Origin of the sequence: Psychroserpens sp. S379A, assembly GCF_049800755.1 — a bacterium.
Lineage (GTDB): Bacteria > Bacteroidota > Bacteroidia > Flavobacteriales > Flavobacteriaceae > Psychroserpens.
Genome location: NZ_JBNAFQ010000005.1, coordinates 51,440 through 68,423 on the forward strand (window position 1 = coordinate 51,440; position 16,984 = coordinate 68,423).

Consider the following 16,984-nt stretch of genomic DNA (forward strand, 5'->3'; position numbering starts at 1 on the left):
TTAGTGAAGCTTCAAATTTTAATTGATTTAGTTGAACTAATCCTAATGAAGATTGGGATTTTATAAAACTCGCATGAAATATTTTTCTATCCTATTGCTATTGATTATAACGACTTCTTGCGCTCCGATTCGTGTGAATTATGATTATGAAAGAACAACAGATTTTAAAGCTTATAAGACCTATAATTATTATGCCAATTTAGATTCAGGATTAAGTGAATTAGACACTAAACGATTGCTTGATGCTTTAGATGATGCCATGCAAAGTCAAGGCTATTCTTTATCTGAAACACCAGATTTTTTTATTGATATTAAAAGTAGCGAATATCAAGAACGCGCTCGTAATAATGTAGGAGTTGGTGTTGGTGGTACAGGTGGACATGTTGGAGGAGGAGTCTCTATCGGAATTCCGGTTGGACAAAACAAGCTTAACAGGCAAATCATTTTTGAGTTTGTTGATGAAAACAAAACCGGTTTGTTTTGGCAAGCAGTTTCCGAATCTAGTTATAGTCCCAATGCTTCTCCTGAAAAACGTGAAGCATTATTTAAAGCCATTGTTACTAAAGTACTTGAAGGGTTTCCTCCTGAAAAAAAATGAAAAATCTGAAGTGTCAGTTTGAGGGATTCATAAATTTTCAGAATTGTATCGAAAACTGAGCGGTTTTCAAACTATAACTTACTTTATTATAAGAGATTCTTCGCTTCACTTTGTTCGCTCTGAATAACAAGCTTAACATTAAAATCTATTCCACTTCAATACGAACACCTTCACTATGGCTACTAAATTCAGGAGCATACATGCTTTGAATCATGGTAATACCATTACTCATATGTCCAGCATTAGTCACTCTCAAATCGTATTCAAATACATAAATGCCTTTTGGTAAATAATCAAAAAAGAAATTAGTAGCAGCATCTTTTGTACTTTCATAATAGCCTAAACCATCTTGCCATTTGTATTGCGACAATACATTTACAGGTTCTAATCCTGAAGCTCGCATGTCTTTCATATGAATGAACTCCATATTGCGATCACTTTTTAGTTCTATGTGTACACGAACTAAATCACCAACATTAAGTTGTGTTTCCGAAGTGATTTCAGTGATTTGTTCTCCAGTATCTGTATTGGTTTTTTTGAATAATTTTTTCTGAAGTTTTAGAGGTGTTTCCGCTGAAGTAATTTTGTCTAAATCTTCAAAATATTGCCAATATAAACTTCCCCAAGCTATCCCTTCGCCTTTTTTAGTGAGTTCGACAGTTGCCATTGAAGGATCAATCTCTTCCGAAGACCAATTGGTTTTATAATAACCAGTTCCTGCTTCAAGCTCTACATCTTTTAATTTTGAAGGATTAATCACTCTTGCACCAATAACAACATCAACCATATCTGTAACACTCAACCAATCGCTACCTTGCAATAATAAAGCATAAATAGCTTTAGTGGTTGCTTTTGTGGTTTTCCACTGATTGGTTTGCTTGTTTTTTAATAACCAGATTTTAAGGTGGTCTACTGTTTCAAGATTTTTCGCTTCACTCTGTATGACATGTCCAGCTTCAGAAAAGGCTTCAACCATTAGAGCTTGGGTTTCAATTGGTGCTTGATACCAATACCAAGAGTTGGTGTTTTCTTTCCAATACATGCCTAATTCATCTGAAGTAATACTGTTTTCTTTTAAAGAGTTTAAAATCTTTTTGACTGTTGAATCTTCATTTTTTCGATGCATGATTAAAGCCATTAACCCTTTAGAATACAATGATTTTTTTAGCCAATAGGTCTTTATTTGACCATAATAGTAATCCATAATTTCAGAAACTTCTTTAGATGTTTCAGTGTTAGGAAGGAAACTTCTTAAATACAAATATTGTAACTGTGTATTGCTTAAATGGTCTTTTGATAAGTCGGCTTTTGAATTGTATTTTCTTATGTCATTATATTCTTTTACAAATTCAGTGTCTAAATAATTCATGGCTTTATGTATCATGGCTTCTTCGCCTGAGCCAGTCCTGATTGTAGTCGAAGGGCTCTGAATGACATTTAGCTTTTTAAGATGTGCAAAACCTGTAATAATGTGTTGTGTGATGTGACGATTTGCGCGTCCACCTTTAAACCAAGGCCAAGCTCCATTAGACATTTGATTGCTTTTAAGCTTTCGTTTAGCGGTATCTAGTTCGTAATTCATTTTATTTAAATCGAATAGTAAAGCAATACGTTTTTTCTGTTCGGTTTCGTTTTGCGCATCGCGTAACCAAGGCGTTTCCTGAATTAAAATAGATTTTAATTCTTCGTTTTTCTCTAAGTTAGAGATTAGTACATCAGCATTTCTCCATTGATTAAAGACCTCTTGAATTTTAGGGTTGCTATTTGCAATATGACTTGCTAATGCATTCGCATAATAGCGACTAAAGGTTTGCTCATTACAGTCGTAAGGATATTCCATTAAATATGGCAAGGCTTGAACGGCATACCAAGCAGGATTTGAAGTCATTTCTAACGTGAGCTTATGATGCTTAAGCGTTGTTGAGGTGTTTGTTCTTAACTTATCTAAAGTAAAGGTTCTAGAGGTATTACTCTTAATCCACATTGGTAAGGTTTCGGTCACTAACATTCTATTGGTAAGAATTGGTAATGTATGTTGTTCGCCGTCACTAAAGTCACCTGCTTTGGCTTCAAAATTTAATTCGATAAGATTTAAATCATCAGGAATTACCATTGACCAATTTATATTCACATTTCCTTTAGCAGGAATAGTAAACGCTTGTTGTACAGTGTTATTTTGAATTCTAGCATTGATACTTTGTTTCATTTCTGAAGGAGCAAAACATTGTAATACAGCAGTTCCTTTGAGTTCTTTATCTGTAAGATTAGCAATTTTACTACTCATCACCAGAGAATCTCCTTGACGTAAAAATCGTGGTACATTTGGAATCACCATCAATTCTTTTTGTGTTACAGTTTCTAAACTTGTGATAGCACTTTTCATGGTTTTGGTATGTGCCAACAGCTGTAATTTCCACTTAGTTAAAGCTTCAGGAGTTGTAAAGTTAAAACTCACATGACCTTCGTTATCAGTTTGCAATTGCGGAAAGAAGAATGCTGTTTCTTGAAGGTTTTTTCGGATTTTGACAGGATTTAAATCATTTAAACTTCCTGATTTTGTAGTGATTACAATGACTCCGTTTTCGCCTTTTTTTCCATATAAAGTAATGGCTTCATCTCCTTTTAAAACTTTAACGTTTAAGATGTCTTCAGGTTTTAATCTACTGAAGTTATCTTCATTTACAATCTCTCCATCAATAACAAAAAGAGCTTCACTAAAATCTTTAGAAGATACTCCTCTTAGAATTGTGCTAGTATCCGAATCTGGTTGTTCATTATCAGTTGAAATATTTAAACCAGATACTTGACCTGAAAGTGTTTGAGCTATACTAACATTTGGAGCCATAACAGATTCATCCATTTCCATATCTTCGGATACTACTTGAACAGCTGAAGTATAGTTTTTATAAAGTCTGTTTCTGTATCTATTACCAAAATAAAACCCAAACCAATTCAATTGGTCGTATTGTTGTCTGTAATAATTTGGATAGTTGTTCAATTGGTCATGTGTTCTAAATCCTCGAACACCAAAACTTTGACCAGAATTTTGTCTGTGTCTTGAGTAGTAACTAGGCTTTTGAATTGGGTTAAAATGCCATGCATGCGGTTGAAATTGATCTAAGGACATGTCGTACATGCTTGCTAAAATTTCAGCAGTTACTTTTTCGCCTTTAGAACCTTTAATTTTAAAACTCCAAGTTTCATCAGCTCCAGGTTGAAGCTTGTTTCTAAAGGTTTTGGTTTCAATTTGCAAATCACTTTTTGGATAAGGCACATTAACCGAAATTGAACCTCCAGAATAACTATTGTGAAATGCATAGCTATAATGAATACTAAAACCACCAATATCATCTTTATTGACTAGAATTTTAAAAGTCTTTTTATTTCTATTTAATGGAACGATATAGGTGTTAATAATCTCTTGCTGTTTTTCAACACTTACAGTTACAGTAATATCTTCGGCTGCAGATGCTAAAGTCAATTCAACCAAATCACCAGCAGCATATTGCGTTTTATTTGTTGAGATACTAAAGAGCTGTTGGTCTGATAAGGTTTTATCATTGTCACTAAAAAGTGTTGTTCTAGCTTCATCTGTCACAGTTTGACCAAATTTGTCTTTGCTTTCTAAAACAATAACATATTGACCAGATTCCCATTTTTTAATGTTACCTAGTGCAAGTTCTTTTGAAGCTTCAGTATCAAATGTGTTTTCAAAAACAAGTTTACCTTTCTCCCAATGGTTTGCGTTTTGCTCATTAGCATAGGCTTCATGTGGAAACTTGTTTATAAACTCATCTTTCGGAATCACTTGATAATCTGGTGCATGCCAAGGTCGAGGTCGTAACACACGATTTGGTGCTTTGAGTTTGTAAATTTTAATCGAACCTTTTGCAGGAACAAATTCACCATTTAAGTTATTGGTAGAAATTTGAAGTGTATGATCTTTTTTAGTTTTGTCTAGTTGTTCTGCAACTAAAATTTGAGCGTTTAACGTATGATATCCTACTCGTACAGTAGTTGTTGCACTTCGTGTTTCGCCATTAAGATCTGTTACATCTGCAGTAATCTCGTAATTAAATACTGGTAATGAAGATCTATCGACACTATTATCAGGAAGTGCTTTAAATGTAATTTCAAATTCACCTTTGTTATTAGTCGTGGTTTCGCCATGTGAAATTTCTTGTGGTTCACTATTAAACCAAGGTCTATACCAATAATACCAATCAGGATATTGTACTTTTCTAACCACGCGATAAACTACTTTTGCGTCTGTAATATTGCTTCCAGCATATGCCAAAGCAGTACCTTTTGCCGTAACAGAATTGTTAACTTTAAAGGTTTCAGTAATTGGTTTAAAACTAGTTTCAAACTTCGGACGTTTGTATTCTTCGACTAAAAAATAATGGTTCTGATTGATCTTGATAGCAGTAGATTCAATTTTAATATAATATTGACCATTTAAACCAGAACTTGGTAATATAAATTCACCAGCAACCGAACCATAATCATTAGATTCAAAATCTAATTCCGAAAGTTTTTCGCCATTTACATTATGAAGTGTAGCAGTTAAGCGTTTATCAGAAAGCGGTTTAGATGTTCCTGTTTTACTTTCTAACACAATGGCTTTAAAATAAATTGTTTGTCCTGGTCTGTAAATACTTCTATCTGAAAATAGAAAAGAATTGTAATCAACATTATCTTTTTGTCTGTCTTTTTCTTTAGAGGTATAATAACTACCAAATGAAGCTGTTTCATTATGCTTTTTTATGGCAATACTTAAATCAATATATTGTTGTGAGGTTTTCTTTAAGTGAATTTCGCCATTGGCATCAGAAGTGAGCTTATGAGTATGGTAAATACCATTGTAACTTTTCTGAAAATTTAGAGTTACTGAAGCATTAACTACTGGATGACCATTAGTTCTATCAATAATTTGGTAAATAATATCCTTGCCTGTTGATTTATCAATCACAGCAAAATTAGTGGCTTGCAATGTTTGTGTGGCAAATGTGTTATTGTTTTTTGTTTTGGCAAGAATAATATAATGACCATTTTCTAGTTTCGGAACAATTACTTCTGTAGAATGGTTTTGATAATCACCTTCATCTTTCAAAGTTTCTGTCCAAGTGAGATGCTCACTCTTTTTCTTAAGAAACTTAAGTTTTTCTTCAGATCTGTATAATCTTTCAAACGCTTTTTTTTGTGAATAATTAACTTTAAATATTTTGAATTCTAGCGCTTCAACATTTGTATATCTGACTAAAAATTTTGAATAAGACTGAACAGGAATAGCAGTTTCAGTAGATAAATTTAAACGGTTTGACAATATTTGCGATTTGAGTATTTTGCATGATTCTGAAGCTCTACTTTTAGGGAACTTTTCAATAACAGCATCACATAATTCTATAGCATCCTTGAGTTTCCATCGAATATCAGTATTAGTGTTTGCATTGTATTGTTGACCTTGATTTCTCCAAACTGAAGCAATTTCAAAATCGTATAAACCAGACACATGATGCGTTGACCAAGTATCACTTGAGGTTTTTAAAGTATTTAAAAGTATAGTGTCTTTGTTGTTAAATGTTGCATGTTGTGCTACATATTTTAAACGAGCTATATCTACATCAGCCAACGCTGTAGGATCGTTGTTTTTAGAATGAAGTAAAATTAAATCTTGATAAATTTTAAGCGCATGTAATTGTAAGGATGTTGAATCTTTAGAGGTCAAGTTTACAGCAGCAAATACACTTGATGGAGCTAATACATTTGGATTGTCGATTTCAAATTTATATGCTGGTTTAGAAATGCTATGCTCAGGAGTTTTATAAAATTCAAGCGCATTATGACTCAGTAAATCATAGAGTGTTGGTCGAAATGCTTTAGAACCATCTTGTTCATGAATGATTTCTTTATAATCAGAAAGTGATGCTTGCTGAAGTAGAAGTCCGTTTTGTAACGAACGTTGATAATAGGTGTGAATTTCGGTGAATAAGGTTTGTAAATCCCAAGTTCTAAAATCGTTATTTACCTTTTCAGAAGTATTCGTACGATTATAAAATTGATAGCGATGCTGCTGAAAATATTGCCAATACATTGTGGCCAACATATTCTCAAGAATGTTTTTTGTTGGTGCTTCGTTATTAGAAATGTTAGTTTTAAAATCTTCAACAATGTTAAGCTGCGCATCTTCTTCAAGAGTTAGCATGTATTTGCTTTTATGTAATAAAGCCTTAATCTCTTGAGACGTATTTTTTTCAGTTTTTGCCAATTCTGAAATGGTTTCAACGACGTTTAAAGCCGATTTAGGTAACCCTTCAGATTCGTATTTAGTGACCTCTTTCCAAAGACTTTCAAAATCATTAGAAGATTGCGCTTCAGAAAAATTTGCGAAACATAATATCATCAATATGTTGGTAATTAATTTCATAAAACAAGTTTTAATTATCGTGCAATTTAAACCCAAAAATAAGTTCAATACAAAACAAATGAGTCATTAAACGGTTTGGCTTAGTGAAGTTATCAATTTTAAATGTAAACACCTTATCTTTACATTGTCAAAATCAAAAATAATACCAAGACATATTAAGGCATAAAAATTGTGTGTTTATTTATATGAAATACTTGTTGTTTTTTCTTTTCATTTGTCCTGTAATCGGTTTTGGTCAGTCGATTTCTTTAGATCGTGCAGAACAATTGCTAGAAGAAAAAAAGTATGCAAATGCTGAAGAAATTTTGGAATCTTATCTTAAAGAAATTCCTAATGATATTAAAGGAATTGAATTACTTGGAGATGCTTATGGATATCAAGAAAAATGGAATGAAGCCATTGAAGAGTTCGAGAAATTGGTAAGTATGAAACCTAAGATTGCCAATTACCATTATAAATATGGAGCAGCTCTAGGAATGAAAGCTTTGAGTGTCAACAAACTTAGAGCTATTACTTTTATAAGCGATATTAAATCGGCTTTTTTAAAAGCAGCAGAATTAGACCCTAAACACATCAACACACGTTGGGCTTTAGTTGAATTGTATATACAATTGCCTGGTATTGTTGGTGGTAGCAAAAGTACATCACTTAAATATGCTGAAGAGTTAGAAGTACTTTCAAAAGTAGATGGTTATTTAGCTAAAGGTTATATTTATGAGTATGATGATGAGCCTAAATTAGCAGAGTTATTTTATAAAAAAGCAATACAAATTGGAGGTTCTTTAACCTGTTTTGAAAAGCTAACCAATTTGTACGAATCTCAAAAGCAACCTCAAAAAGCCATTGCTAATATCGAAGAAGCTCAGAACAAACACAATAGAAACGCATTGCATTATCAAATTGGTAAGGTTGCGGCCGAATATAATATTGAGCTTAATAAAGGAGAGCAATGTTTGCATATGTATATTAAAAACTATTCGGCAGCAGATGGTGTTCCTAAAGCTTGGGCAAACTACAGGTTGGCGCAAATTTATAAGCATAAAAAAAACAAAACAGAAGCTTTAAAATATGTAGATTTAGCAATTTCAGCCTTGCCAAAAATTAAAGTGTTTCACGAAGAAAAAGCAGATATTCTAAAACGTTTTCAATAGTTACACGACATTATTTATCTTTAGACTTTTAATCTGTATTCTTTTATGGACCTTCAAACCAAACTGCCACTTAAAGCTCAACAGCATAACCCAATAGATTATCACTCTAAAATAGCATTGTTTGGCTCTTGTTTTTCTGAACATATTGCAGGTAAGTTTGACTATTATAAATTTCAAAAATTTAATAATCCCTTCGGAATTTTATTTCATCCACTTGCTATAGAACAGTTAATTACCAATGCAATTAATGAAAAAGTCTACACAGAAGATGATCTTTTTTTTCATAATGAACAATGGCATTGTTTTGAAGCACATTCAAAGTTGAGTAACGTTTCAAAAGATCATTTGTTAGAAGCGTTAAATAATCGAGTCAACACGACACGTAATTTTTTAATAGAAGCTTCACATATTGTGATTACACTAGGTACAGCTTGGGTTTATAGACAAATTGAAACGGATACCATTGTGGCTAATTGCCATAAAGTTCCTCAAAAGCAGTTTTTAAAAGAACTGTTATCTATTGATGTCATTGTAGAATCTCTTGAAGCAATGATAGCTTTAATCCGAAGTATAAATCCAAAAGTGACTATTCTATTCACAGTGTCTCCAGTTAGGCATCTAAAAGATGGGTTTATTGAAAACACCCAAAGCAAATCTCACTTAATTTCTGCGATTCATCAGGTTGTAGATTCTAGAAATCGATTACATTATTTTCCGTCTTATGAAATTATGTTAGATGAACTTAGAGATTATCGTTTTTATAAAGCCGATATGTTGCATCCAAATAATTTGGCTGTCAACTATATATGGAATCGTTTTCAAGAGGTTTGGATTTCTGATGAAGCAAAACCGACTATGCAAGATGTTGAACAGATTCAAAAAGGATTACAGCATAAACCATTTAATTCAAATTCTGAAGCACATCAACTCTTTCTTCAAAAGTTGAGCGACAAGCAAGCCAGTCTTCAATCTGAATTCCATCATATTCAATTTTAAAAAATCAAAATACTTATTGTAAGTCTAATTTTATGTTGAGGTTGTTTTTGTAAACGACTTATTTTCAGGTTGTTTTAAAAATATACGACATATGTCGTATTGATTGCATTTCTGATTTATAGCAAATTTGTGTCATTATTAACCATAAAAACAAATCAACAATGAGACATTTTAAAAACTTTATGATTTTGGTCATGACATTAACTGCAGTAACTCTTACATCATGTTCAAGTGATGATGATAGTGGAGATGATGGAGGAGGTTCAGGTGGAGGAGGAGCTGCTCCTGGAGTATTAGTAGCAAGTGTAGATGGAACAACAGTAACCTCTGTTGAAATAGCAACATTTGCAACCTTATCAAATGGTGTATTACAAATACAAGGTAATACTGGAGGAACTTCAAGCAAAGCAATTGTTTTAAATCTATTAGATTATAATGGAGCAGGAACTTATCCGTTAGGAGGCGGAGTTAACATAATAAACAATGCTTCTTATGTAGAAACTGATGTCGATCTTAATAATCCTACCAATCCAGATGTGAGAACTTGGCAAGCACCTTACAATGATTCACAAGTTGGAGAGATTATAATTACAGAAGTATCTGATACCAATGTAAAAGGAACGTTTAGTTTTAGTTGTAAAAATGGCGCAGACGATTCTGTTAGAAATATTACAGATGGTTCGTTTAATATAGACTTTTAAAGTTATGAAAACGCTATTAATTCAATTTAAAAGCTTGGTGATGGTTGCATTCGTTTTGAGTGCAACTTCGCTATTTGCTCAAAAGGCAGAAGCTCCAGATCATAGCTACCAATTAGGAGCAAAGATTAACGAAATGACCATTACTGAGGGAGGAACAGTGGTTGTTGCTACTAACGATGGGTTAGTTGGAATTAAACCTGGAGAAAATGAACTTCTATTTAATTTTACAGATTATGGACGCGTAAAACCAGAAGAATTATTTTATGTGCCTCAAGCACCTTATGTTATTGTTGGTCAGACTGGATTTGCAAATTTGTCTACAAAAAAGGCAGTTATAGATTATATGTCTGGAAAAAAATTATTCAGTACAGAAGGTAACGGTTGGAAACAAGTATTTACTTGTGATGTCATGATGCCACAAAATAAACTTGTGGTTAGTGGTTTTCAAAAAGGAGGTGAAAAAAGCGCTTCTGTTACTCCAAAGGTTGCGGTTTATGATTTAAATACAGGAAAAGAAGATTATTCTTTTTATCTGTTTAAACCAGGTAAAGTAACCATGAGAAATTATGCTGTTACAGGACGACCTTTATTGTTAGAGGATAAATTGCTTATTCCAACAAGTCAAGGCATTATTGCAAAATCAAAAACTGGTGAAACCATTTGGGAAAATAAAATTAAGAATGTCAATTGGATGACTAACAATGAATCTGAGACTGATATTTATGCATTTGCTAAAACAGCAAACCTAAAGAACACAAGAATCTATAAAATTAATGCTGATGGTAGTGAAGCTTGGCAAGATGAAAGAAAGGTAAAAGGAGCTGTTTCAAATTTTCAAATTTTGCCTCAAGGCTTAGCTGTAGTTAGTGATGTGGCTGGAGGAAGTGGAACTTTCGCAGCAAAGTCTGAGTCTAAAATCACCATGTTTAGTGCTGCTACAGGAGATGATTTATGGGAAAAAGCACCAAAAACAAAAGGTTATGTTCAGCATTTTTATGTAATGGATGATGGAATTTTATTTGGAATTGCATCTGGAGGGATTAATAAAATATCATATGACGGAAAAACCTTATTCAAAAAACCATTAAAAACAGGAGCGAATATTTTAACAATGGCTCAAACACCACAAGGCTTAATTTATATCACTTCTGAAGATGCCAATATTGTTAACCTTAATACAGGAGAACAAGTTTGGAAAAAACCATTAAAGTTTAAAAGAGCCGAAGTTGTAAGTTCTGATTATGATGCAAAAAATAACCGTTATTTAATTAGTGCAGATGAGCAATTATTCGCCATTGATGAAAATACTGGAGAAGCAAGTACTTTAACTAAATCAAATTTTGAAGGTAAAGAAGATCCAACAGCAGTAGAAGTAAGAGAAGAAGGGATTTTATTAACTTCAGATCAAAACATGATGCTTTTAGATTGGAAAGGCAATGCTTCTTGGCATGAATACCATAGAGCGCCAGGAAAAAGCGCGTTTGGAGCGATACTTGCTGGTGTAACAGCTGTAGCGACTGCAGCTGCTGCTACATCTGCATATCATGCTGCAAATCAAAATAGAAATCGCTTAGGTAATTATACAAGTAGAGGACAGCGATATGCTAATTTAGGTGATGGTATGGCTGCTGCTGCAGGAGCTTCTATAGCAGAAATGCTAAAGCGTTTTAAAGCGACTTCTGCAACTCAAAATGCACAATTTATATTAACTAAACTAGACGATGGAGTAGGATTAGTTAAAGTAAATAAAGATCAAGGTAATGTTGAGAAAGAGATTGTTTTAAAAAATAAAAAACCAGAATACCAAGTCGATGAATTTGGTGGATATCTATATTACAAAGCAAATGACAAGACAATTTACACCTACAATCTTAATAATTAAATCTTGTTGTTGAGATTATGATTAGGCGTAATTTTGTAGGATTACGCTTAATCTTTTTTAATTGCAATTTATCGAAAAAAAGAGAAACCATTCTTATTATGTTATATATTGGTAATGCTATTAATCAATTTTTTAAGAAAGCGTCAGTTTATTATTTTGTCTTACAAAGGCAATTAGTTCTGATGCTTTTTTTATTTCGTAAAATGAAACTTAAATACGCCTTATCAATTCTAGTTGTGTGGTTTTCAAACCTTTCTAGTTCGCAAAATTTAGATAGTTTATTAACTGTAGCTCGTACCACAAAAGACGATTCTACTAAAATTAGAATGTTTAATAAGATTGCATTTAGCTATATTTTTAATGATACAGATAAAGCTATTCGTATTATAAAAGAAGGGAAATCACTTGCTAATAAAGCTGAGTTTAATTTTGGAATAGCTGAACTTACCAATACGCATGGAATCTACATGGACATTACAGGTCAGTCAGATTCTGCAAACTACTATTTTTCTAAAGCACTAAAATTAAGTCGAGAGCATAATTTCAAAAATATTGAAGTTATGTGTATTAATAATTTAGGGATGTTTCATTGGAATAGAGGTGAATTTGATGAAGCACTTCGGTATTTTTTTGATGCACTTAAAATGAATGACATTGATAAAGATGAAAAAGGACGCAGTGTTTATCTAAATAATATTGGTCTTATTTATCAGGAAATGAACCTCAATGAAAAAGCGTTAGAATATCACAGAGAAGCTTTAGAAATTAGAGAGAAGTTCAATTTAGAAAAAGATCAAGTTACCTCATTAAATAATATTGGAATTAACCTTAAAGAACTTGGAAGAATTGATGAAGCTATTCAAACCTATAAAGAAGGATTAGTAATTGCAAAGCATTCTAATAATTTAATAGATTATTATAAGATTTTAGACAATTTGGCTAATGCTTACAATTTGAACGGTGAATTTGATCTAGCAATTTCATATTATTTGAAAGCACTTGATACATCTAGTAACTTTGATGCATCTAATCAAAATAAATTAACAACTTACAGTAATTTAGTATCACTTTATAATGAAATAAATCAACCAAAAGTAGCATTAAAATATGCAGAAAAAGGATTCGATTTAATTAAAAAATATCCACATAACGAAGCCGTATCATATGACTTAAATTTACATACAGCAGAAAGTCATTACATGCTTAGAAATTTTAAAAAAGCTCGTTCATATACCAAACAATTTATAAGTTTAAAGGATTCTATTTTTTCTGAAAAAAATGCACAAGCAGTAGCAGATTTAGAAATTAAATATGATTCAGAAAAAAAGGAAAAAGAAATATTAAAACAGCGTGCAAATTTAGCCGAAAAGGAATTAATCATCCAGAAAAAAAACTACCAAATGTATGGTCTTTTTGGCTTGGCGTTTATTTTAGCATTAATAGGTTACTTGTTTTATAATCAGCAAAAATTAAAAAACAAACAGCTTCAAAAGGAGAATGAACTTAAAGATGCTTTAATAAAAATAGAAACCCAAAATAGACTGCAAGAACAGCGTTTAAGAATCTCAAGAGATTTACATGATAACATTGGCGCACAACTAACCTTTATTATTTCGTCTATTGATAACTTAAAATATGGATTTGATATCAAAGACGAAAAACTAACCGCTAAGCTTAATAAAATAAGCGCTTTTACTTCAGAAACGATTTATGAATTGCGAGATACTATTTGGGCAATGAATAAAAATGAAATCACTTTTGAAGATTTACAAACACGAATTTCAAACTATATTGATAAAGCACATGTGTACGACGGAAATATTAAGTTTTCATTTGTTGTAGACGATAGCGTTAATCTGCAAAGAACACTCACATCTGTTGAAGGAATGAACATACATCGCATCATTCAAGAAGCTATTCATAATAGTTTAAAACACGCTTCTTCAACCAATATTAAAGTCCGAATAACACAGCTTAAAAATCAACTTAAATTCACCATTTCCGATAATGGAAAAGGCTTTCATATAGCAACGGCTAAAAAAGGAAATGGTTTAAATAATATGAATAAACGCGCTAAAAATATTGGAGGTGAACTTGCCATTGTTTCAGAAGAAAACAAAGGCACAGAAGTCATTTTAAAAGTTTAGGGTTCTAATGAAAAGCCGTATCCTAATGTCATTATTATCTAACTATCAATGAAAAATATTTTTACGTTAATTGTCTTCATTGGAAATTTTTGTTTAGCACAAAACTCATCTTATATAGATAGTTTAAAAACTTCAATCTCTAAATATTCAGATGCGCAACAGTTACAGATAATTAACGATGTACCTTATGATAAATACGTAGGAGATATTAAAACATCTGAAAAAATGTTTCATTATGCTTCAGATATCGCTATAAAATTAAATGACAGTTTAGCGCTTGGTGATATGTGTTTTAAGCTGAGTGAAATATATTCCTATAAAGAGAAACCAAAAAAAAGAACAGCATACGCTTTAAAAGCAATTAAAATTTATGAACGTTTAAATAATAATGTAAAAGCTGGTGTAGCGTATGGGCAACTAGGATATAATCTTAAATATAGCGATGTTAATACAGCATTAGATTATATGCGTAAAGGCATAAAACTTTTAGAAAGTGAAGAAAATTTAACAAGCATTGATCCTTTGTATGATAATTATGGAATCATTCAAGCGTTGCAAAAACAATACGATAGTGCTCTTTTTTACAATAATAAATCTCTCAAAATTAAAAAGCATCTAAACGATAGTTTAGGGCTTGGTTTTGGATATGCCACAATTGCTAATGTGTATTCTGAGGTTGGTAAATTTGATTTGGCTAAAGCTTATATAGATAGTTCTTTTGTGATAAGAAGAGCTTTACACGATAATTATGGTATAGCAGCCAATTATACACATACAGCAGATATTTATTTTAATGCTAAACAGTATAAAACCGCTATTGTAAACTATGACAAAAGCCTTAAAATGGCTCAAGAAAACAACTATGTTGCCTTAGAGCGCTATTGTTATCAAATGTTGTCTAATGCTTATGTTGAACTAGAGGATTATAAAAGGGCTTATGATTTTAATACGCAGTTTCAAACACTTAAGGATAGCGTAATAAACATAGAGACTAATGAAAAAGTCCAGCAGTTAAAAATTGAATTTGAAACAGAAAAAAAAGAAAAAGAAATTCTATCGCAACGAGCCGATTTAGCCGAACAAGAATTAGAGTTAAATGAAAAAAACACGCAGCTTTTAGGATTAGGTCTTTTAGCTGTAGTGTTAAGTTTGTTAGGTTATCTATTTTACAATCAACAACGTTTAAAAAACAGACAACTTAAAAAAGAAAACGAGTTAAAAGATGCTTTGCTAAGAATTGAAACCCAAAACAGATTGCAAGAACAACGTCTTCGAATTTCGAGAGATTTGCATGACAATATTGGCGCACAACTCACCTTTATTATTTCATCTCTAGATAATTTGAAATACGGATTTAAATTGCCTGAAAAACTTTCAGAAAAACTTAAAAACATCAGTGAGTTTACTACAACAACTATCTACGAATTACGAGATACCATTTGGGCAATGAATAAAAATGAAATTACTATTGAAGATTTACAGTTGCGAATTTCAAATTTTATTGAAAAAGCAAATATAGCCGCATCACAAATTAAGTTTCAATTCAATTCTAATATTTCAAATGTTGAGCACTTTAAACTAACATCGCTTCAAGGCATGAATGTATACCGAATTATACAGGAAGCCATTAATAATGCCATAAAATATTCCAAAGCAAAACACATTACAATAGATTTTAATTATTCAGATGAACAATTAAAAATTCAAGTTATTGATGATGGAAAAGGCTTCGATATTAAAACAACACAAATGAATAATGGCATTTATAATATGAAAAAAAGGGCTCAAGAGATTAATGGAGAGCTTGTACTGTTATCACAAATAGATAAAGGCACAACAGTAGTTATTAATATTTAAACAGTTATTGATTGTTGTTAAAAATACGTCAAATGACGTATGGTAAACCTTAGAGAATTTTGTAACTTTTTATTCTGAAAAATCTAAACCTATGAGTGTTAAAATTGCTATAGTTGATGACAATACATTTTTGATAAATACAGTTAAAGAAAAGCTTTCTTTTTTTGAAGCGTTTAGCATCAAGTTTACAGCGATGAATGGCTCAGATTTGCTTTCTCAAATTGAAAGCAACCACAATTTAGATTTGATTTTAATGGATATTGAAATGCCAGTTTTAAACGGAATTGAAGCTACTGAAATCGTCAAGCAAAAATATCCTCACATTAAAATTATTATGTTGACTGTATTTGATAATGATGAAAATATTTTTAATGCCATCAAAGCTGGAGCTGATGGTTATTTGCTAAAAGAAATTAACGCAAAAGACCTTCACGATGGAATTTTAGATACTCTAGATGGAGGAGCAGCTATGAATCCTTCAATAGCATTAAAAACGCTAAAACTGCTCAGAAACCCAATGAGTATTGAAAATGAAAAGGATAAGGAAGACATCAAACTTACCAATCGTGAAACTGAAGTTTTAGAGCATTTAAGTAAAGGCTTGAATTATGTTCAAATTGCCGAAAATTTGATACTATCTACAGGAACCGTTAGAAAGCATATTGAAAATATTTACAAAAAATTACAAGTACATAACAAGCTGGAAGCTGTTCAAAAAGCCAAACGAAATAATCTTATTTAAGTCTTACACTATCTGGAACCAATTTAGTGTAATCGCCATCATTTCGTATCACATCTCTTACAATTGAAGATGAAATATACGAGGTGCTTGCAGCTGTAAGTAAAAATACAGTTTCAATAGGAGCAAGGTCTCTGTTGGTATGAGCAATGGCTTTTTCAAATTCAAAATCGGCAGGATTTCGTAAACCTCTCAAAATAAACTCGACATTGTTTTTCTTGCAAAAGTCAACGGTTAAGCCTTTATAAGTTACGACGCTTACTTTAGGTTCATCTTTAAAAGCGTTTTCAATAAATTGTTGACGCTCTTCAAGTGAAAACATGTATTTTTTATCGGCATTAATTCCAATAGCGACAATCACTTCATCAAAAAGCTTTACACTACGTTTAATTATATCGTAGTGACCAAGTGTAATCGGATCGAAAGATCCTGGAAAAATTGCTCGTTTCATAAGGAATAGTTTATGACAAAACTCGTATCAAATAT

The 16,984-nt window shown here is 31.9% G+C and carries 10 protein-coding genes; 8 read left to right on the plus strand and 2 right to left on the minus strand.

Annotated features, from left to right (window positions below; translation table 11 throughout):
- Positions 1–73 precede the first annotated feature (73 nt).
- A complete protein-coding gene (locus ACP15M_RS12075) occupies positions 74–598 on the plus strand; it encodes a DUF4136 domain-containing protein (protein WP_425077465.1) in 525 nt (174 codons plus the stop codon).
- Positions 599–743: 145 nt separating this feature from the next.
- Here ACP15M_RS12075 and ACP15M_RS12080 read toward each other — a convergent pair whose 3' ends face one another.
- The gene (locus tag ACP15M_RS12080; RefSeq protein WP_425077466.1) at positions 744–7,025 is read right to left on the minus strand and encodes an alpha-2-macroglobulin family protein; all 6,282 of its coding nucleotides are present in this window, start codon (positions 7,023–7,025) and stop codon (positions 744–746) included.
- 185 nt (positions 7,026–7,210) lie between these two features.
- On the opposite strand from ACP15M_RS12080, the gene ACP15M_RS12085 reads away from it, so the two are divergent.
- The 7 genes from ACP15M_RS12085 to ACP15M_RS12115 all read left to right on the plus strand — a co-directional run bounded on the left by ACP15M_RS12085 (position 7,211) and on the right by ACP15M_RS12115 (position 16,501).
- The gene (locus ACP15M_RS12085; RefSeq protein WP_425077467.1) at positions 7,211–8,176 is read left to right on the plus strand and encodes a tetratricopeptide repeat protein; all 966 of its coding nucleotides are present in this window, start codon (positions 7,211–7,213) and stop codon (positions 8,174–8,176) included.
- Positions 8,177–8,221: 45 nt separating this feature from the next.
- The gene (locus ACP15M_RS12090) at positions 8,222–9,172 is read left to right on the plus strand and encodes a GSCFA domain-containing protein (RefSeq protein WP_425077468.1); all 951 of its coding nucleotides are present in this window, start codon (positions 8,222–8,224) and stop codon (positions 9,170–9,172) included.
- Between the two features lie 161 nt (positions 9,173–9,333).
- The gene (locus tag ACP15M_RS12095) at positions 9,334–9,873 is read left to right on the plus strand and encodes a DUF6252 family protein (protein ID WP_425077469.1); all 540 of its coding nucleotides are present in this window, start codon (positions 9,334–9,336) and stop codon (positions 9,871–9,873) included.
- A 4-nt stretch (positions 9,874–9,877) separates the two neighbouring features.
- Positions 9,878–11,755 (plus strand): PQQ-binding-like beta-propeller repeat protein, encoded by a 1,878-nt coding sequence (locus ACP15M_RS12100; RefSeq protein ID WP_425077470.1) that lies wholly within the window; start codon positions 9,878–9,880, stop codon positions 11,753–11,755.
- A 203-nt stretch (positions 11,756–11,958) separates the two neighbouring features.
- Positions 11,959–13,902 (plus strand): tetratricopeptide repeat-containing sensor histidine kinase, encoded by a 1,944-nt coding sequence (locus ACP15M_RS12105; protein ID WP_425077471.1) that lies wholly within the window; start codon positions 11,959–11,961, stop codon positions 13,900–13,902.
- A gap of 48 nt (positions 13,903–13,950) precedes the next feature.
- Positions 13,951–15,759 carry a tetratricopeptide repeat-containing sensor histidine kinase gene (locus ACP15M_RS12110; RefSeq protein WP_425077472.1) on the plus strand — a complete coding sequence of 603 codons (1,809 nt, stop codon included), beginning with the start codon at positions 13,951–13,953 and terminating at the stop codon, positions 15,757–15,759.
- Between the two features lie 91 nt (positions 15,760–15,850).
- Positions 15,851–16,501: a response regulator gene (locus ACP15M_RS12115; RefSeq protein ID WP_425077473.1), complete on the plus strand. Its 651-nt coding sequence runs from the start codon at positions 15,851–15,853 to the stop codon at positions 16,499–16,501.
- On the opposite strand, the gene coaD is transcribed toward ACP15M_RS12115, so the two are convergent.
- On the minus strand, positions 16,494–16,949 hold the full coding sequence (gene coaD, locus ACP15M_RS12120) for a pantetheine-phosphate adenylyltransferase (RefSeq protein ID WP_425077474.1): 456 nt from the start codon (positions 16,947–16,949) through the stop codon (positions 16,494–16,496). The genes ACP15M_RS12115 and coaD overlap by 8 nt on opposite strands.
- Positions 16,950–16,984: the final 35 nt, after the last annotated feature.